This window comes from Aeromicrobium sp. (assembly GCF_047606445.1).
Lineage (GTDB): Bacteria > Actinomycetota > Actinomycetes > Propionibacteriales > Nocardioidaceae > Aeromicrobium.
In genome coordinates this window covers 1-16,969 of sequence record NZ_JASGEK010000012.1, presented here as the reverse complement: position 1 = coordinate 16,969, position 16,969 = coordinate 1, and the positions used below count along the sequence as shown (strand labels likewise).

18 protein-coding genes are annotated in these 16,969 nt (G+C 71.4%); 11 read left to right on the top strand and 7 right to left on the bottom strand.

The genetic code is table 11. The annotated features are described in order from the left end of the window. Nucleotides 1-41: 41 nt before the first annotated feature. The 3 genes from QM621_RS03230 to QM621_RS03220 all read left to right on the top strand — a co-directional run bounded on the left by QM621_RS03230 (nt 42) and on the right by QM621_RS03220 (nt 2,022). On the top strand, nt 42-278 hold the full coding sequence (locus QM621_RS03230) for a hypothetical protein (protein WP_414988915.1): 237 nt from the start codon (nt 42-44) through the stop codon (nt 276-278). A gap of 13 nt (nt 279-291) precedes the next feature. Continuing rightward, nucleotides 292-579, top strand: coding sequence for a hypothetical protein (locus QM621_RS03225; RefSeq protein ID WP_414988914.1), 288 nt, complete (start codon nt 292-294; stop codon nt 577-579). A gap of 63 nt (nt 580-642) precedes the next feature. Then, the gene (locus QM621_RS03220) at nt 643-2,022 is read left to right on the top strand and encodes a class II 3-deoxy-7-phosphoheptulonate synthase (protein WP_414988913.1); all 1,380 of its coding nucleotides are present in this window, start codon (nt 643-645) and stop codon (nt 2,020-2,022) included. A gap of 3 nt (nt 2,023-2,025) precedes the next feature. Here QM621_RS03220 and QM621_RS03215 read toward each other — a convergent pair whose 3' ends face one another. The 3 genes from QM621_RS03215 to QM621_RS03205 all read right to left on the bottom strand — a co-directional run bounded on the left by QM621_RS03215 (nt 2,026) and on the right by QM621_RS03205 (nt 5,753). Next, nucleotides 2,026-2,574 carry a carboxymuconolactone decarboxylase family protein gene (locus QM621_RS03215; protein ID WP_414988912.1) on the bottom strand — a complete coding sequence of 183 codons (549 nt, stop codon included), beginning with the start codon at nt 2,572-2,574 and terminating at the stop codon, nt 2,026-2,028. 45 nt (nt 2,575-2,619) lie between these two features. Further along, nucleotides 2,620-4,638, bottom strand: a complete 2,019-nt coding sequence (gene pknB, locus QM621_RS03210) for a Stk1 family PASTA domain-containing Ser/Thr kinase (RefSeq protein WP_414988911.1) — start codon at nt 4,636-4,638, stop codon at nt 2,620-2,622. A 71-nt stretch (nt 4,639-4,709) separates the two neighbouring features. Continuing rightward, complete coding sequence (locus QM621_RS03205) at nt 4,710-5,753, bottom strand: polyprenyl synthetase family protein (protein ID WP_414988910.1); 1,044 nt, start codon at nt 5,751-5,753, stop codon at nt 4,710-4,712. 47 nt (nt 5,754-5,800) lie between these two features. Between QM621_RS03205 and metF the strand changes: the two genes are divergently transcribed. Then, nucleotides 5,801-6,697, top strand: coding sequence for a methylenetetrahydrofolate reductase [NAD(P)H] (gene metF / locus QM621_RS03200; protein ID WP_414988909.1), 897 nt, complete (start codon nt 5,801-5,803; stop codon nt 6,695-6,697). Here metF and phaZ read toward each other — a convergent pair. After that, nucleotides 6,694-7,506, bottom strand: coding sequence for a poly(3-hydroxyalkanoate) depolymerase (gene phaZ, locus QM621_RS03195; RefSeq protein ID WP_414988908.1), 813 nt, complete (start codon nt 7,504-7,506; stop codon nt 6,694-6,696). The two genes, metF and phaZ, sit on opposite strands and share 4 nt — an antisense overlap. Beyond that, a complete protein-coding gene (locus QM621_RS03190; RefSeq protein WP_414988907.1) occupies nt 7,503-8,708 on the bottom strand; it encodes a PucR family transcriptional regulator in 1,206 nt (401 codons plus the stop codon). Before QM621_RS03190 ends, phaZ begins: the two co-directional genes overlap by 4 nt. A 141-nt stretch (nt 8,709-8,849) precedes the next feature. Here QM621_RS03190 and QM621_RS03185 point away from each other — a divergent pair, with 141 nt between their 5' ends. Beyond that, nucleotides 8,850-10,523 carry a PHA/PHB synthase family protein gene (locus QM621_RS03185; RefSeq protein ID WP_414988906.1) on the top strand — a complete coding sequence of 558 codons (1,674 nt, stop codon included), beginning with the start codon at nt 8,850-8,852 and terminating at the stop codon, nt 10,521-10,523. Between the two features lie 13 nt (nt 10,524-10,536). On the opposite strand, the gene QM621_RS03180 is transcribed toward QM621_RS03185, so the two are convergent. After that, nucleotides 10,537-11,799, bottom strand: coding sequence for a phytoene desaturase family protein (locus QM621_RS03180; protein ID WP_414988905.1), 1,263 nt, complete (start codon nt 11,797-11,799; stop codon nt 10,537-10,539). A gap of 83 nt (nt 11,800-11,882) precedes the next feature. Between QM621_RS03180 and QM621_RS03175 the strand changes: the two genes are divergently transcribed. From QM621_RS03175 to QM621_RS03155, 5 genes are all read left to right on the top strand, one after another. Continuing rightward, a complete protein-coding gene (locus tag QM621_RS03175) occupies nt 11,883-12,323 on the top strand; it encodes a DUF3040 domain-containing protein (RefSeq protein ID WP_414988904.1) in 441 nt (146 codons plus the stop codon). 179 nt (nt 12,324-12,502) lie between these two features. After that, complete coding sequence (gene mraZ, locus QM621_RS03170) at nt 12,503-12,955, top strand: division/cell wall cluster transcriptional repressor MraZ (RefSeq protein ID WP_414988903.1); 453 nt, start codon at nt 12,503-12,505, stop codon at nt 12,953-12,955. A 118-nt stretch (nt 12,956-13,073) separates the two neighbouring features. Continuing rightward, nucleotides 13,074-14,027 carry a 16S rRNA (cytosine(1402)-N(4))-methyltransferase RsmH gene (gene rsmH / locus QM621_RS03165; RefSeq protein ID WP_414988902.1) on the top strand — a complete coding sequence of 318 codons (954 nt, stop codon included), beginning with the start codon at nt 13,074-13,076 and terminating at the stop codon, nt 14,025-14,027. Next, the gene (locus tag QM621_RS03160; RefSeq protein ID WP_414988901.1) at nt 14,024-14,440 is read left to right on the top strand and encodes a hypothetical protein; all 417 of its coding nucleotides are present in this window, start codon (nt 14,024-14,026) and stop codon (nt 14,438-14,440) included. The genes rsmH and QM621_RS03160 overlap by 4 nt, the downstream gene beginning before the upstream one ends. Beyond that, entirely contained in the window at nt 14,437-16,194 is a 1,758-nt protein-coding gene (locus QM621_RS03155) for a peptidoglycan D,D-transpeptidase FtsI family protein (RefSeq protein ID WP_414988900.1), read from the top strand. Before QM621_RS03160 ends, QM621_RS03155 begins: the two co-directional genes overlap by 4 nt. A gap of 65 nt (nt 16,195-16,259) precedes the next feature. Here QM621_RS03155 and QM621_RS03150 read toward each other — a convergent pair whose 3' ends face one another. Next, nucleotides 16,260-16,601 (bottom strand): histone-like nucleoid-structuring protein Lsr2, encoded by a 342-nt coding sequence (locus tag QM621_RS03150; protein ID WP_414988899.1) that lies wholly within the window; start codon nt 16,599-16,601, stop codon nt 16,260-16,262. 95 nt (nt 16,602-16,696) lie between these two features. Here QM621_RS03150 and QM621_RS03145 point away from each other — a divergent pair. Continuing rightward, nucleotides 16,697-16,969, top strand: a 273-nt coding sequence (locus QM621_RS03145; protein WP_414988898.1) for a Mur ligase domain-containing protein, incomplete at its 3' end; no start/stop codon positions are given.

Here is a 16,969-nt window from a genome sequence, read left to right as displayed (position 1 = left end):
AAAGTATTGACGTCCCCCTGTACGTCAACTAGCCTTGACATGTGGAGATCCGGGGGTCGGCTCGCAAACATGGTGTCACTGACGCCGACATCCTCCACGCCTGGGAGAACGCGATCCGAACCGTTGAGGCCGAGCAATACGGCGAGGACCGCCTCATCGTCATCGGTCCCGACCGACACGGCGCCCTGCTTGAACTGGTCGCCGTCCCCGCCGAACAGCCAGTCCGCATCATCCATGCGGATCGGCTCCGACCGAAGTTCTACGACCTTCTCCGATAGGAGGGTGATCTATATGAGTGCGAACACGACGAACCCCAACGACACGGAAGCCTGGCTGGACTCGCTCGACACGGCCGCTCTCGTGGCTCGCGACGCGTCGAACTTCCGACGCATCATCGCCGCGCGCAAAGCCATCGACGCGGCCGAGGCCGAACTGCGCGCCGCCGTCGCCTCAGCCCGCGAGGCAGGGGACTCCTGGACCGTCATCGGCGCGGCGCTCGGCACCAGCCGGCAGGCGGCCCAGCAGCGCTTCGGCGCCACCAGCTCCGCGAAAAGCGTGCCGAGAGCGGGACTCGAATGAGGTGAGGCATCGGCCTTCGGCCGGACGAACGCGGCTCCGCTGCGGAGTTCGAGGCGTCCGTCGATGTGCGACCGCCCCGGACGCCTCCCCGGTCGATACGATGGCCGGGTGACTATCCCCAGCCTGGCCGAGCTTCACGCCATCGGCGCGGCCCAGCAGCCCACCTACCTCGACGAGGCCGCCCGAGACGCGGCCGTGACCACCCTGCGGAACATGCCGCCGCTGGTGTTCGCGGGGGAGTGCGACTCCCTGCGCGACCGGCTGGCGCAGGTCCAGCGGGGCGAGGCCTTCCTGCTGCAGGGCGGCGACTGCGCCGAGACCTTCGAGGGCGTCACCGCCGACAACACCCGCAACAAGCTGCGCGTCCTGCTGTCGATGGCCGTCGTGCTCACCTACGCCGCGAGCGTCCCGGTCGTCAAGGTCGGCCGCCTCGCCGGGCAGTACGCCAAGCCGCGCTCCTCCGACACCGAGACCCGCGGTGGCGTCACCCTCCCGGCCTACCGGGGCGACGCGGTCAACGGCTTCGCCTTCGACGCGGTCAGCCGCGCCCACGACCCGCAGCGCCTCGTCGACCTGTACAACGCGTCGGCCGCCACGCTCAACCTCGCGCGCGCCTTCACCCAGGGCGGTTACGCCGACCTGCGCCAGATGCACTCCTGGAACACCGACTTCGTGCAGAACAACCCGCTCGGCGAGCGGTACGAGAGCCTGGTCGCCGAGATCGACAAGGCCCTCGCCTTCATGGAGGCCATCGGCGTCGACGACGAGCAGCTGCACACCGTCGACTTCTACTCCTCGCACGAGGCGCTGCTGCTGGAGTACGAGCACGCGCTCACCCGCGTCGACCAGCGCACCGAGCAGCACTACGACGTCTCGGGCCACTTCCTGTGGATCGGCGAGCGCACCCGTCAGCTCGACGGCGCCCACGTGGAGCTGCTGAGCCGCATCGCCAACCCCGTCGGCGTCAAACTCGGCCCCACCACCACCGCCGACGACGCCATCGCGCTGGCCGAGAAGCTCAACCCGGACCGCGCGCCCGGCAAGCTCACCTTCATCACCCGCTTCGGCGCGGGCAAGATCCGCGACGGCCTGCCGACCGTCATCGAGAAGGTCGCCGCCGCCGGGGTCGAGGCCGCGTGGGTGTGCGACCCGATGCACGGCAACACCTTCGCCACCGACAACGGCTACAAGACCCGCGAGTTCGACGACGTCATCGACGAGGTCCGCGGCTTCTTCGAGGTGCACCGCTCGCTCGGCACCTGGCCCGGCGGTCTGCACGTCGAGCTGACCGGCGACGACGTGACCGAGTGCCTCGGCGGCGGCCACCGCCTGTCGCCGGCCGACCTGTCGACACGGTACGAGACCCTCTGCGATCCGCGCCTCAACCGCGCGCAGTCGCTGGAGCTCGCCTTCCTCGTCGCCGAGATGCTGCGCGAGGGCTGAGCCTCAGCGCAGTGGCGGCAGTTCGTCGGGCTGGACGCGCAGGGTCATCAGCACGGTGGCCAGCGAGTCGTACTGCGCGCACAGCAGGCAGAACTCGACGGCCGTCGCCTCGTCGAGGTGGCGGCGCAGGGCCTTCCACGCCTCGTCGTCGATACCGCGCGTCGTGACGAACTGGTGTGCGGCGTCGAGCAGTGCGCGCTCGCGGTCGTTCCAGCCTGACCACGCGCGGTCGCCCGCGTGCTGGACCTCCTCGAGGGTCAGCCCGGCCCGCCGCCCGATGCGTTGGTGCTGGGCCAGCTCGTAGGCGCAGCCGCGCGTCTCGGCGATATGGCAGATGAGCATCTCCGTCTCGCGACGGGGGAGCTTGCCGCCGGGCATGAGATGGGCGCTGTACCAGAGCCAGGCGCGGAACAGGCCCCGTTGGCGGCCGAGGGTCGTGAAGACGCGGGGCCGGTCGCCGACGACTCTGCCGGCGACGGCGCTGATGGCGTGGTTGACGAGGCCCAGCTCGCGCAGGCCGCCGGGGGTGATGCGGGGCACGGTGTCGTCCATGGGGCGATCTTAGACGATCGTCTCACTTCTCCGGAGGGGGCGGGGTCAGAAGCCGAAGAAGGTGATCGTCGTGCCCGGCGGCTGCATGCTGCCGGCCTCCGGCGTCTGGTCGCGCACCCGGAAGTTGCGCGGCGGACCGTAGGCGCTCGGGGTGAAGCCGGCGGCCGTCAACGCCGCTTCGGCCTCGTCCTTCTTCATGCCCTCGACGTCGGGCACCTCGATCAGCTCCGGCCCCTTGGAGACGGTGAGCGTGACGGTGTCGCCGCGCAGCGCCTCGCCGCTCTTGGGGTTCTGGTCGATGACGGTGCCCGCCGGGACGTCGTCGCTGAACTCCTCCTGGGCGGCCACGACGAACCCGGTGGCCTCCAGGCCCGCAGTGGCGGCGGCGCCGGTCTGGCCGGTGTAGTCGGTGACCGGGAGCGGCTCGCGGCCCTTGCTCACCACGACGTCGACCTCGGTGTCGCGTTTGACCTGGTCGCCGACCGCGACGCCCTCGATGGAGACCACCTGCCCCTCGGGGACCTCTTGATGCCAGGTCTCGGTGACCTCGCCGAGTTTCAGACTGTTCTCCTCCAGCGCCGCCTCGGCGTCGGCGAGGGCCATGCCCGCCAACTCCGGCACGGTGTACCGCTCGGGGCCCTTCGAGACCACGGCGTTGATCTTGCTGCCGGGCAGGATGCGGTCGCCCGGGCTCGGATCGGTCGAGATGACCGTTCCGGCGGGGATCTCCTCGGAGAACTCCCGTTCGGAGACCTCGAAGGCGAACCCCGCCTTCTTCGCCGAGGCCTCGGCCTCCTGCTCGGTCAGGTCGACCAGCTTGGGCGTCTCGTCGAAGCGGCCGACGCCGAAGTAGTACCCGGCGATCCCGACGAGGACTGCGGCGAGGATCGCCAGGATCAACAGCACCCGTCCTCTCCGCGAGTGCGAACGGTCGGCCGACGGCTTCGGCGCGGATGGGGCCGGAGCCGCCGGGGCGGGGGCGGGCGGCCGCGAGGGAGGGGCGGGAGCGGGACCGACCGGGTCGAGGACGACCGTCGAGGTGCTGACGAGCGGGTGGTCGGCGCCGAGCCGTTCCAGCGCCGTCGCCGCCGGGGCCAGATCCTCGGTGTCGGCCCCTGCCGCGGCAGGGGCCGCAGAGGCCGTCTCGGAGGTGGCCGGGGCGGCGACGAGACGGGGATGCAGATCGGCGGCGAGCACGGCGTCCTGCATGGCCCCGCTGCCCAGCGCCTGCTGGACGCGGCGGACGTGGTGCAGCAGCTCGCGCGCGTCGGCCGCACGCTGGTCGCGGTCGCGGGCGGTGGCCCGGGCCACCAGCGCGTCGACGTAGTCGGGCAGGCCCGGACGCAGCGCCGACGGCGGGCCGATGTCCTCGTGGACGTGCTTGTAGGCCACCTGGATGGGCGTGTCGGCGTGATGCGGCTTGAGGCCGGTCAGCATCTCGTAGGTCATCGCGCCGACGGCGTACACGTCGGAGCGCTCGTCGGTGCCCTCGTGCATGACCACCTCGGGCGCCAAGTACGAGACGGTGCCGATCAGCGCGTTGCCGGTGGCGGTGGTCGCCGAGCTGATCGCCCGGGCCAGCCCGAAGTCGGCGACTTTGACCTCGCCGTCGGGGGTGATGAGCACGTTCTCGGGCTTGACGTCGCGATGCACGATGCCCGCGTCGTGGGCGGCGACCAGTGCGATCAGCACCTGCTCGACGATGTCGAGCGTCCGCAGCGGGTCCATCGGGGCCTCGTCGCGCATCACCTCGCGCAGCGTGCGGTTGGGGACGTGCTCCATCACGAGGTAGGTGATCGGGCCGTCGCTGCCCTGGTCGAAGACCGCCACGACGTTGCGGTGGTTGAGCCGGGCCGCCGACTTGGCCTCGCGACGGAAACGTTCGACGAACTGCGCGGGGTCGCCCAACCCCTGATGCATGATCTTGATGGCGACGTCGCGGTCGAGCCGGGTGTCGACGGCGAGGAACACGCTCGCCATGCCGCCGCGGGCGATGAACTCGGTGATGCGATAGCGACCTTGGATGAGCTGACCGATCAGGGCGTCGTCTCCGATGACGGCCATGCTCACCTCCTGTCGCGCACGCTTGAGGTCCGCCCCTCGACGGCTCTACCGGTCGAGTCTAAAGGAGGATGTCACCGGTCGCGTCGCACCGAGCGTTCGATGAGCGGTTCGAGGGCCTCCCGGGTGGCCGGGGGAAGGGCCTGCGCGGCGACTCTCGCGGCGTTCGCGTGATCGGCGACACGTCGCTCGACGTCGGCGACCGCGCCGCTACGGGCGATCAGGCCGGCGGCCGTCGCCACGCCGCTCGCGGTGCCGAGCGCCGCCGACAGCCGGGCGGCGTCGGCGGGGGGGAGCAGGTCGAGCGCCCGCGCCACCAAGACCGTGCGCTTGCCCTCGCGGAGGTCGTCGCCGGCCGGTTTTCCCGTGACGGCGGGATCGCCGAAGACGCCGAGCAGGTCGTCGCGCAGCTGGAAGGCCACGCCGAGCGGCATCGCGACGGCGCTGAGCCGCGCCAGGAGGTCGGCGTCGCCTCCGCCGAGCACCGCGCCGAGGTGCAGCGGCCGCTCGATCGTGTACTTGGCCGACTTGAACATGACGACGTGCTCGGCGATGTCGGCCGACACGTCGCGACGGGTCTGCGCCACGACGTCGAGGTACTGGCCGTAGGCGACCTCGTTCTTGCAGTCGTCGAGCACGCCGAAGGCCGCGAGGAGACGGGCCGGGTCGAGGCCCTCGCTCTGGCGCAGCATCTCGTCGCACCACGACAACATCAGGTCGCCGAGCAGGATCGCCGCCTGGGCGCCGAAGGTCGTGGGGTCGCCGAGCCGGTCCTCGTCGCGGTGGCGCGCCTCGAAGGCGCGATGCACGCTGGGGCGGCCGCGCCGGGTGTCCGAGGCGTCCATCAGGTCGTCGTGGACGAGCGCGCTGCCCTGCAGCCACTCCCAGGCGGCGGCCGCGTTCACGATGCCGGGCGGGGCGGGCTCCTCGGCGCTCGCCCCGGTCGCAGCCCGCCAGCCGGCCAGGCAGAACAGCGGGCGCATGCGCTTGCCGTCGGCGACGAAGTCCCGGGCCGCCTCGATGAGGTCGGCCAGCTCGGGGTCGACCGGCGACCAGCGGGTCCGCTGGCGGTCGAGGAAGGCCGTCAGCGCGGCGTCGATCGCGGTCACGTCCGGCATGTGGAGTCCTCACCCTCGCTCACGCGCCGGACGATACCGTGGCGGGCGTGTCCGAGCACTCCGCGACCTCCCTCGTCGATCTCTTGGCCGGCGACGCCCCGTCGGTCTCCTTCGAGTTCTTCCCGCCGAAGGACGACGAGGGGGAGACCGTGCTGTGGGACACGATCACCGAGCTGGAGGCGCTCGACCCGGCGTTCGTCTCGATCACCTACGGCGCCGGCGGCACCAGCCAGGACCGCACCGTGCGGGTCACCTCGCGAGTGGCCGCCGAGACGAGCCTGCGGCCGGTGGCGCACCTGACTCTCGTGCGGCAGACCCGCGAGGAGCTCGCCGAGGTGCTGCGCCAGTACGCCGACGCGGGGGTGCGCGACGTGCTCGCCCTGCGCGGCGATCCGCCCGGAGGCCCGCGCGCGTCCTGGGAGCCGCACCCCGGGGGACTCGACCACGCGGTCGAGCTGGTCGAGCTGGCCCGCGAGACCGGTGAGTTCACGGTCGGCGTGGCGGCCTTCCCGGAGGGCCACCCCGACGCCGGGTCGCTCGACGACGACGCGAAGGTGCTCGCCGCCAAAGCCGAGGCGGGCGCGGCCTTCGCGATCACCCAGTTGTTCTTCCGCGCCAGCGACTACTTCGACCTCGTCGAACGGGTCCGGTCGCTGGGCGCCGACCTGCCCATCGTGCCGGGCATCATGCCGATCCTGAACTTCCGCCAGGTGGCCCGTATGGCCGAGCTGTCCGGCGCGGCCCTGCCGCCGGAGGTGTTAGAGGTCGTCGAGCCGATCCGTGACGACCCCGCCGCGGTCCGGGCGGCGGGCATCGACCTGGCCACCCGGCTCTGTCGCGATCTGATGGCCGGCGGAGCGCCCGGCCTGCACTTCATCACGCTCAACCGGTCGAAGGCCACCCGCGAGATCTGGGAGCGGCTGCGCGCCGAGGGCGTGCTCTAAGACCGCAGGAAGTCCGCGACGACCGGGGCCAGCTTGTCGGCGGCCACGATCAGTCCCAGGTGGCCGTCGGCGTAGACGTGCAGTCGCGCGTTCGGGAGCAGTTTGGCCATCAGCTTCGCGTTGGCCAGCGGGATGATCGGGTCGTCGTCGCCGGCGAGGATCAGCGTGGGCTGGTTGACCATCGGCAGGAACGGCGTGCTCGTCCAGCCGGTGAAGGCCGCGAGTTGCAGCAGATAGCCGCGACGGCTGGTGACCGGCTCGTGGGTGTTCATCAGCTCGCGCACCCGCAAGGGGTCGTCGCGCAGGCTGCCGCCGTAGATCTCCGGGGCGATTTTGGCCGCGTAGGTCGGATCCTGGTAGCGCTTCGGCGTGATCATGCGACGCAGCACCTTGGGGTGCGCCGGGACCATCATCCAGCCCGGCGCGGTCGCCACCAGCACGAGCTGGCGGCAGCGGTCGGGGTACTGGAAGGCGATCTGCTGCGCGAGCGCGCCGCCCCAGGAGATGCCGAGCACGTCGAAGGTCTCGTGCCCGAGATCCCCGGCGAGACGCGAGACGAGTTTGGCGAGCGTGGCCAGCAGATACGGCCGCTTCGGCAGCGGCGAACCGCCGATCCCCGGCACGTCGAAGCGGATCACGGTGATCGCCGGGTCGAGCGCGTCGACGAAGGGCTGCAGCATGTCGAGACTCGCCCCGATGCCATTGCACAGGATCAGCGGGCGTCCGGGCGCGTCGCCGTGACGGACCGACACCCGCAGCCGTTGGTCGAGGACCACCCGTTCGGCGAGCTCCTCGCGGACGCCGGTCATCGGCCGCCCCTCCCCAGATCGGGGAACGCCCGCAACGCCTGGGTCGCGATGGCCAACTCCGCCACGGTCATCGGGTCGCCGAGCTCGCCGCGCAGGCGCTCCTCCAACCGGCGCAGCCGTTGGCGCACCGTGTTCTCGTGGCAGTACAGGACGCGGGCGGCGTCGGCGGCCGAGCCGCGCGCGTCGAGCCACGCCTCAGCGGTGGTCAGCAGCGTGCCGCGCTCCTCGTCGGGCAGGGCCAGCACCTCGCCGAGCACGTCGTGGACGAATCGGCTCGTGGTGTCGCGACTGTCGATGACCAGCTCCGCCAGCGGCGAGTCGCGCAGTTGGCGGACCTGCCCGGAGCCGGGCGGCAGGGACTCGACCGCGACTTGGGCGAAGCGCAGCGCGCGGGGCGTCTGGTCGAGGCAGGTGAACACCGGGCTCACGCCCACCCGTCCTCGCGCGACCTGCGAGACGACGTCGCGCACCTCCTCGGCCGAGCGGTGGCGTCCGTAGGACAGCACGCCGACCTCCCGGTCGACCTGAGCGCGCCACGCCGACATCACGTCCATCGGGCGCAGCCGCTCCTCCACGCCGGGCAGCGCCGACTCGCCCCACTCGGGCGTCTCGGCCACGACCACGAGGAAGGAGCCCTCGAAGGGCAGGCCCAACATGCGGGCGATCTCCCAGGCGGTCTTGTTCTCCGCCGAGGGCCCGTCGAGCAGCGCCGACACGAGCGCGGAGCGTCGTCGGTCGGCGTCGACCATGGCCTTGCCGACCGCCGCGCGATAGGACTCGGTCAGCGCGATGGAGTAGTCGTCGGCCATGCCCCACAGGTCGGTGGCCGCGTCGAGCAGCTCCGCGGGCGTCGGGCGGCCCATCGTGCGGGCCTGGGCGAGCAGCTGCTCCCAGAGGAAGGCCGTGCCGATGCGGAACGAGCGCAGCACCTCCGGCAGCGGGGCCCCTTGCTCGGCGCGGGCCTGGCCGGTGCGCCGGGGCGCGGCCAGCCCATGGTGGTCGTCGGCCAGCCAGCGGAGCATGTCCTCGAGGTTGTCGCGGGTCGAGCGGCGCACGTCGTCGGCGGCCAGTAAGCCACCGTCACGGTAGACGTCGATCTGCTCGGCGAGCCGGTCCACGAGCTGGTCGGTGAGCTCGTCGAGCCGTTCCAGCAGGTGACGGGCCACCTCCGCGACGCGGGAGTCAGGCGGGCGCACGGTCATAGCGAGAGGCTACGCCGTCAAGGTCGCGCGTGACCGTGTGACGCAGGACACTGTTCACGGGCGAAACCTGTCGCCGCCGACATTGCCGCCGCTCGCGCGCCGGGCGGACGATGGCGAGGACACCTCAGGGAAGGGGACACGATGGCGAACTCAGACGTCTCGGCGCCGTTGGATCTGTTGCTGACGCGCGCCGCGCAAGGCACCGTGCAGCGGTTTCTGCCCGGCCGCTCTGGACTCAACATGGCCCGCGCCATGGTGCGCCGCCGCCAGCGCGTCACCGCGCGGAGCGTCGAGCTGGCCGGCGAGTTCGGACGGATCGCGCTCGGCACCTCCGAGATCGCGCCGTCGAAGCGGGACAAGCGGTTCGCCGACCCGGCCTGGACCGGCAACCCGATGCTGCGCCGGGTGGTCCAGACCTATCTGGCCAGCGCGACCGCCGCCGAGGGCCTCGTGCAGGAGTTGCCGCTGGAGTGGCAGGACTCCGAACGGCTGCAGTTCGTGACGACGAACCTCGTCGAGGCGCTCTCGCCCAGCAACAACCCGTTCATCAGCCCGGTGGCGTGGAAGGCGTTCATCGACACCGGCGGCGGCAATGTGCTCTCCGGGCTGAAGAACCTGGTCAGCGACCTCAGCACCGCGCCGCGCATCCCGTCGATGGTCGACAAGAGCGCCTACACGGTCGGCGAGAACGTCGCGGCGACGCCGGGCATGGTCGTGGCACGCACGCCGATGTTCGAGCTGCTGCAGTACACGCCGCAGACCGAGGAGGTCTACGAGGTCCCGCTGCTCATCATCCCGCCGACGATCAACAAGTACTACGTGCTCGACCTCGCGCCCGGCCGCAGCCTCGTCGAGTACCTGGTCCAACAGAAGCAGCAGGTGTTCGTATTGTCGTGGCGCAATCCCGACGCCCGGCACAGCCAGTGGGGCGCCGACCAGTACGCCGAGGCGATCTTCGAGGCCTTCAACGCCGTCGACGAGATCACCGGAGTCGGCAAGGCGCACACCGTGGCGGCTTGCTCTGGCGGCTTGCTCGCCGCGATGACGGCCGCCTACCGGGCCGCGTCGGCCAACACCGACCGGCTGGCGAGCCTCAGCCTGCTCGTGACCATGATCGACCAGAGCAAGGGCGGCACGGCGGCCTCGCTCGTCGACGTCAAGAGCGCGCAGGCGGCCATCGCCAAGTCGAAGCGGCAGGGCTATCTCGACGGCCGCCAGCTCGCCGAGATCTTCGCCTGGCTGCGTCCGTCCGACCTCGTCTGGAACTACTGGGTCAACAACTACCTCCAGGGCCGCAAGCCCCCGGCCTTCGACATCCTCTACTGGAACGCCGACACCACGCGCATGACGGCCCGGCTGCACGAGGACTTCGTCAACATCGCGGTCGAGAACTCGCTCGTGAAGCCGAAGGCGGTCACGGTGCTCGGCCACCCGATCGACCTGGGCGACATCGACGTCGACTCCTATGTCGTCGCGGGGTCGGCCGACCACATCTGCCCGTGGATGAACTGCTACCGCAGCAGCCAGCTGCTGGGCGGGAAGACCCGCTTCGTCTTGTCGACCAACGGCCACATCGCCGCGCTCGTCAACCCGCCGAGCAACCCGAAGTCGAGCTACCGGGTCTCCGAGGACGTCTCGATGTCGGCGCAGGAGTGGGAGAACAGCGCCGAGCGGGTCAAGGGGTCGTGGTGGCCCGACTACGCGAACTGGCTGTCCGAGCGCTCCGGCGAGCTCCGGCCGGCTCCGGCCGAGGCGGGCAGCGCGCGACACCGCCCGATCATCGCCGCGCCGGGCACCTACGTGCTCGACGCCTGAGCGAGGCTGACGGTCATCGCCGCGGGGCGGTCCCCAGCTCCGCGGCGATGGCGGCCGTCGCCATGCCGACGTGCTCCAGCCGGGGGCCGGGGTGGGCGTGCGCCCCGGCGTGGAAGATGCCGCCGGTGGGAGCCACGCCGGGACGGCGGAACATCGACGTCCACCCGGTCCAGGTCCAGCCCTCGTCGACATGGGCGACGACTTCGGAGGGGTTGAGGTCGTGCCGCTGGAGCACTCGTTCCCGCAGGTCGACGCCATAGCGGGCCAGTGCGGTCAGCACGTCCTCGCCGCTGCGGTGCTCCAGGGTCCAATGGCCCTCGCTGGTGCGGTGAGCGACCACCGGGGGATTGCCGTGGACGACCGTCTCCTCGGCCAGCTCCGGGGGGTCGCCGTCGAGCAGCAGCAGCGTGCGGGAGGCGGGGATCGCGGGCACGCCGGGGTCGCGGTCGTAGGCCTCGGGGAGGTGGCGGTTGCACCAGACCACGACCTCGCAGTCGATCCGTCCGGCGTCGGTCTGCACCGCGACGATCTGTCCGCCGCCGCGCACGAGGGCCTCGGCGCGCGTGTTCAGCCGCAGGTCGACCTTGCGCTCGCCGATCCGCTTCTCCATCGCCGCGGCCAGGCCCGGCCAGTCGCCGTCGAAGGACCACCGGCCGAAGGTGCGCTCGACGTAGTGCCACATGGACAGGAAGGCCGGCGTCGCGCCGCGCTCGTGGCCGTGGTGGCGGACTGGGTCGAGCACGAGCTTGCGCAGCCGCTCGTCGGCGAAGGAGCGCTTGCCGAACGACGACATCATGCGCCGGGTCCGCAGCGTCTTGCGCGCCCCTTTGTCGAAGGCCTCCGGGCCGGTGAGGAGTTGGTCGTAGGACTGACGGCGCAGCACCTCCCAGACGTCGGCGAGCGAGTCGACCCACGGCGACCAGGTGTCGAAGCCGACGAGCCCCGTCACCGCGTCGTGCTGCTCGGAGCGGTGGCCCGTCGGCAGGTCGAGGACGGTCTCGTCGTCGAAGATGTGACGGCGCGGCGGCGCGGGCGTGAGTCCGAGGCTCGCCTCCATCGTCCGGCCGGACTTGCGGAACAGGTCGCGGAAGACGCCGGGCGTGGTGACCGCCTGGGGGTGCAGATTCCATGCGCGGCCGTCGATCTCCAACGGGTGGAGCGCCCCGCCGACACGGTCGGTCGCCTCGAGCAGGGTCACCGCGTGACGGGCTTTGGCCAGGCGGGCCGCCGCCGACAGTCCGGCGAAACCAGCCCCGACGACCACGATGCGCGACATGCCGAGCACCCTAGCCGAGCGACGGCGCGGCCGTCGGCGCGGCGACGGTCCTGGCCTGATGACCAGAGGCGGCCTAGACTGGGGTGACCACCGTCGTTCAGGAGATCATCGTGCCGCTGTCAGACGAGGAAGCCCGACTCCTCCAGCAGTTGGAGCAGTCGCTCGCCGCCGAGGACCCGGATTTCGCCTCAACCCTGCGCGGATCGGCCTTCGAGGAGCGCAACCGGCGTCTCGCGGCGCTGTCGGCGGTGGGTTTCCTGGCCGGTCTCGGGGTGCTGTTCTTCGGCACGATGGCCACCTACACGTGGTTGGCGGTGCTGGGCTTCGTGGTGATGGTCGGCAGCGGCCACGTGTTCGTCACCGCCTGGCGGCGCGGCTTCGGCTCCGAGGTCGAGGAGCCCGTGACCGACATCAGTTCCGGACCGCGTCGGTCGCGGCGCGAGCGTGGCGGGTCGTCGACGTCGTTCGTGGAGCGCATGGAGCAGCGCTGGCAGCGGCGCCGCGACGACGACGGTCGCTTCTAGCCCCACGGTCTCCCCTTCTCCACCGCCCCCTCGGGGGCGGTTTTTTCATGCCCGGTGGCCAGGTGGTGGGTTGTGACGGCGGTGTCCTGCCGGGTCTGCTGTGGCGAGTGGTGCGAAGTGGAGTAGGGTGGAGTGAAAGGGAGGACCGAGCATGATCGAGCGGGGGGACGAGGGGGTGCGTGAGGACCGTGGAGGCCACGCAGTTCTTCGGGACGTTCACCCCCAAACTCGACGAGAAGGGGCGCATCTTCCTGCCGGCGAAGTTCCGGGCGCAGCTCCACGAGGGCGTCGTCTTGGCCAAGGGGCAGGAGAACTGCGTCTACGGGTGGAAGCCCGAGACCTTCGCCGAGCTCACCCAGAAACTGCGGGCGTCCTCGTTCGCGAACAAGAAGGTGCGCTACTTCCAGCGAGTGCTCTACGCCTCGGCCTCCACCGAGGTGCCAGACAAGCAGGGCCGGATCGCGATCCCGGCGCTGTTGCGCGAGTGGGCCTCGCTGGAGCGCGAGTGCGCGGTGATCGGTGCGATGGACCGTATCGAGATCTGGGACGCCGAGCGCTGGGCCGCCTTCACCGCCGAACAGGACGAGGCCTTCGCCGACCTGGGCGACGAGGAGATGCCCGACCTGTTCTGACCGACCTCGACCGACCGTCCGTGACGCGAGATCTCCGTCCGAGTGATGCTGACGCACTTCCCCGGCGCCAGACCCATCCGGCCGGGGGTCTGGCGTCACGGTCGGCGAGGACACCCCGATGAGCCGCCCGACGCACGTGCCGGTGGCGCTGGAGCGCGTGCTGGAGTTGTTCGCCGAGCCGGTCGAGGTCGCGGGGGAGCGGGCGGTGGTCGTCGACGCCACCCTCGGCCTCGGCGGCCACAGCGAGGCCTTCCTCCAGCGGTTCCCGCAGGCCACCGTGGTCGGGATCGACCGCGACCCGCACGCGCTGCGGCTCGCGGGCGAGCGACTGGCCCCCTTCGGCGAGCGCTTCGCCGCGCACGAGGCCGTCTACGACGAGATCGCCGACGTGCTCGACCGCCAGGGGGTGGAGCGGGCGACCGCGGTGCTGTTCGACCTCGGCGTCTCCTCGATGCAGCTCGACGTGGCCGAGCGGGGCTTCGCCTACGCCCAGGACGCGCCGCTCGACATGCGCATGGACGCGCAGGGGCCGCTGACCGCCGCCGACGTGCTCAACACCTACGACGTCGCCGACCTGGCCCGCGTGCTGCGGTCCTACGGCGAGGAGAAGTTCGCCCGGCGGATCGCCGAGAACGTGGTCCGCGAGCGCGAACGCGAGCCGTTCACGACCAGCGCGCGCCTCGTCGAGCTGATCCGCGACAGCATCCCGGCCGCCGCCCGGCGCACCGGCGGGCATCCGGCCAAGCGGGTCTTCCAGGCGCTGCGGGTCGAGGTCAACGACGAGTTGAGGGTCTACGAGCGGGCCCTCCCGGCAGCGCTCGACCGCCTCGCCGTGGGCGGCCGGATCGTGGTCTTGTCCTACCACTCGCTGGAGGACCGCCTCACCAAGCGCGGCCTACGCCAGGTCACCGCCGAGACGGCGCCGCGCGACTTGCCGGTCGTGCCCGAGGACCAGCGTCCCCGGTTCCGGCTGCTGACTCGTGGGGCTGAGCAGGCCTCCTCCGAGGAGATCGAGGACAACCCCCGCGCCGCGTCTGTGCGGCTGCGGGCCGTGGAGAGGATCGGACTATGAGCGTGTCCCCGGCGCGCCCGGCCGCGCGCGTCGCGCGTCCCGCAGTCCGGCCGACCCGTGAGCGGGCCTCGTCGCTTCTACGCCTCGTGGCGCCGGCGCGGGCGCGGGCCCGGCGCGCGCCCTTCGTGGTCGTGGTGGTGTTCGTGCTGTCGGCGGGGCTGATCGGCCTCGTCGTGATGAACACGGCGCTGCAGGACCAGGCCTTCGAGCTGTCGCGGCTGCAGGCCGAGGCGGCGCGCCTGGAGATCCAGCAGCAGCAGTTGGAGTACGACGCCGACCGGCTCGCCGACCCCGCCTCGCTCGCCGAGGCCGCCGCCGGGCTCGGCATGGTGCCGATCGAGACGCCGGTGTTCTTGCGGCCCGACACCGGGGAGATCATCGGCGTGCCCACGCCGGCCGGAGCCCGGCCGTGAGCGTCGCGCGCCGCCGGGCGGCGACCCGTCGGCGTCTGCTGCTGCTGCAGTTCCTCATCGCGGCGGTCTTCGTCGGCTTCGGCGCGCAGCTGCTGCGGTTGCAAGGCTTCGACGCGGGAGCCTACGCCGCTCAGGCCGAAGACGCGGGCACCCGCTCGACGCAGGTGCCCGCCGAGCGGGGCGAGATCCTCGACCGCAACGGCGTCGCCCTCGCCACCAGCTACGACGGCGTCACCCTGACGGCCGACCCGGCGTTGACCGCTGAGAAGGCGCCGCAGATCGCGGGAGTCCTGAGCCAGGTGCTCGGCGACGAGGTCGATTACTTCGACCTCATCGACACGCTGCGCACGCCGGACAGCCGTTTCGAGTACGTCGCCAAGGAACTGCCCGCATGGCAGGCCGAGGCGGTGTTGGAAGCGTTGTCGGAGGCCGATCTCAACGGCGTCTTCGTCCAGCATCAGAACCTGCGCTCCTACCCGAACGGCTCGGTCGCGGCGAACCTGCTGGGACGGCTCAACGACGAGGGCGAGGGCGTCGGCGGCCTCGAGCAGGCCTACGACGACGAGTTGGCCGGGAAGGACGGCTCGGCGACCTACACCGTCGACCCGACCACCGGTCAGAAGATCCCGCTCGCCGAGAGCCAGGCGGTCCCGATGGAGCCCGGCGGCGACGTGCTGACCACCATCGACAGCGACCTCCAGTGGTACGCCGACGACCGGCTGGCCGAGGCGGTGACGTCGGTGCAGGCCGACTGGGGGCTGGCGATCACCATGGACGTGCAGACCTGCGAGGTGCTGCAGATGTCGCAGGTTCCGACGTTCAACGCCGACGAGCAGACGAACCTCACCGACGACCTCACCGTCAGCCGCGCCGTGCAGACGGTCTACGAGCCGGGGTCGGTCCTCAAACCGGTCACGATGGCCGCGTTGGCCGACCTCGGCAAGATCGAGCCGACGACGCCCATCGAGGTTCCGTCGCAGATGACGATCGACGGATTCGAGATCGGCGACTACTGGGACCACGGGACGCTCCGGCTGACGGCGGCGGGCGTCATCGCCGACTCCTCCAACCTCGGCACGATCATCGCCGCGCAGCAGATGGACGACGACACCATGTACGGCTATCTGCGCAAGTTCGGCTTCGGCCAGGCGACCGGCGTCGGGTTGCCGGGCGAGTCGTCCGGCTTGCTCGCCGACGGCTCGCAATGGAGCCGGACGAACCATGCCACGATCTCCTTCGGCCAGGGCATCTCGGTCACCGGCATGCAGGTCGTCCGTGCCATCGGCGCGATCGCCGGCGGCGGGCAGATCTGTGAGCCGACGGTGGTCAGCGGGATCCGACGTCCCGACGGCAGTCAGACGACGGTCGAGCAGGCCGAGCCGCAGCAGATCATCTCGCAGGAGGCGGCGCGGTCGGCCACCACGATGATGGAGGCCGTCGTCGCCGAGGGCGGCTCGGCGCCGAACGCCGGCATCTCCGGGTACCGCGTGGCCGGCAAGACCGGCACCGCCTGGCGCGTCGACCCCGAGACCGGACGTTACGTCCAGGGGTCGAACACCGTGTCGTTCATCGGATTCGCCCCCGCCGACGCCCCGCGCTTCGTCACTTACGTGGTGATCGACAACCCGAAGGCCGAGGCCACCGGCGGAGCCACCACCGGACCGGTGTTCCGCGACATCATGTCGATGGCGCTGCAGAGGTTCGGGATCGCCCCGACGGGGGCGCCCGCCCCGAACACGCCGCAGGAGTGGTGACTGACGAGTACCCCTCGACGGCGACCCTGTCGAGGGGTAGTCGAGGGGTACTCGTCGTGCGCGGGTCAGGAGGGGTTGGCCGCCAGGTACTGATCGAGGATCGCGGCCGGGATGCGGCCGCGGGACGGGACGTCGATGCCCTGGGCCTCGGCCCAGGCACGGACCTCCTTCGGGGCGGGACGGCTGGCGGCGGCACCGCCGGAGCGGCGGGAGCTCCGTGAGCCGGCGACCTTGCGGCCGGCCTGGATGTACGGGGCCAGGGCGTCGCGCAGGGCGCTCGCCTCGTCGTCGGTCAGGTCGATCTCGTAGCTGACGCCGTCGAGCGCGAAATAGACCGTCGGTGAATTGGTGTCGATCTCCTCTTCGCTGAGATCGGAAAAGAACTGGTCGATGGTTTGCTTAGCCATGAATTCAGCATAAACCCGCGAGGGGCACTTGGGTGCTACGGGTTCGGCCGGTCGCTGAGAATCGCGGCGGACGGTCGGACCGGTAGTCTTCGACCGTGGCCGAGCTGACCTATGACCGACCTCGGACGCCCCCGCGACGTCCGCTCGACGAACTCGTGGCGGCGGCGGGGATGTCCGCGGACCGACCGCTGCCGGACGTGCCTGTCACGGGGGCGGCGGTGAGCAGCGACGCGGTCCGTCCGGGCGATCTGTTCGCCGCGCTGCCCGGCGCGAGCGCCCACGGCTCCCGATTCGTCGGCGCCGCCGCGGCCGCCGGAGCCGCCGCGATCCTCACCGACGCCGAGGGGGCCGCCGCCGTGGCCGCCGAC

What these genes read in the sequence shown, in the direction of transcription:
- QM621_RS03205 (WP_414988910.1), bottom strand. Translation starts at nt 5,753, where the DNA reads ATGCCGGACGTGACCGCGATCGACGCCGCGCTGACGGCCTTCCTCGAC.
- phaZ (WP_414988908.1), bottom strand. Translation starts at nt 7,506, where the DNA reads ATGACCGGCGTCCGCGAGGAGCTCGCCGAACGGGTGGTCCTCGACCAA.
- QM621_RS03160 (WP_414988901.1), top strand. Translation starts at nt 14,024, where the DNA reads ATGAGCGTGTCCCCGGCGCGCCCGGCCGCGCGCGTCGCGCGTCCCGCA.
- pknB (WP_414988911.1), bottom strand. Translation starts at nt 4,638, where the DNA reads ATGGCCGTCATCGGAGACGACGCCCTGATCGGTCAGCTCATCCAAGGT.
- QM621_RS03215 (WP_414988912.1), bottom strand. Translation starts at nt 2,574, where the DNA reads ATGGACGACACCGTGCCCCGCATCACCCCCGGCGGCCTGCGCGAGCTG.
- rsmH (WP_414988902.1), top strand. Translation starts at nt 13,074, where the DNA reads ATGAGCCGCCCGACGCACGTGCCGGTGGCGCTGGAGCGCGTGCTGGAG.
- QM621_RS03190 (WP_414988907.1), bottom strand. Translation starts at nt 8,708, where the DNA reads ATGACCGTGCGCCCGCCTGACTCCCGCGTCGCGGAGGTGGCCCGTCAC.
- QM621_RS03180 (WP_414988905.1), bottom strand. Translation starts at nt 11,799, where the DNA reads ATGTCGCGCATCGTGGTCGTCGGGGCTGGTTTCGCCGGACTGTCGGCG.
- QM621_RS03185 (WP_414988906.1), top strand. Translation starts at nt 8,850, where the DNA reads ATGGCGAACTCAGACGTCTCGGCGCCGTTGGATCTGTTGCTGACGCGC.
- QM621_RS03150 (WP_414988899.1), bottom strand. Translation starts at nt 16,601, where the DNA reads ATGGCTAAGCAAACCATCGACCAGTTCTTTTCCGATCTCAGCGAAGAG.
- QM621_RS03220 (WP_414988913.1), top strand. Translation starts at nt 643, where the DNA reads ATGTGCGACCGCCCCGGACGCCTCCCCGGTCGATACGATGGCCGGGTG.
- QM621_RS03225 (WP_414988914.1), top strand. Translation starts at nt 292, where the DNA reads ATGAGTGCGAACACGACGAACCCCAACGACACGGAAGCCTGGCTGGAC.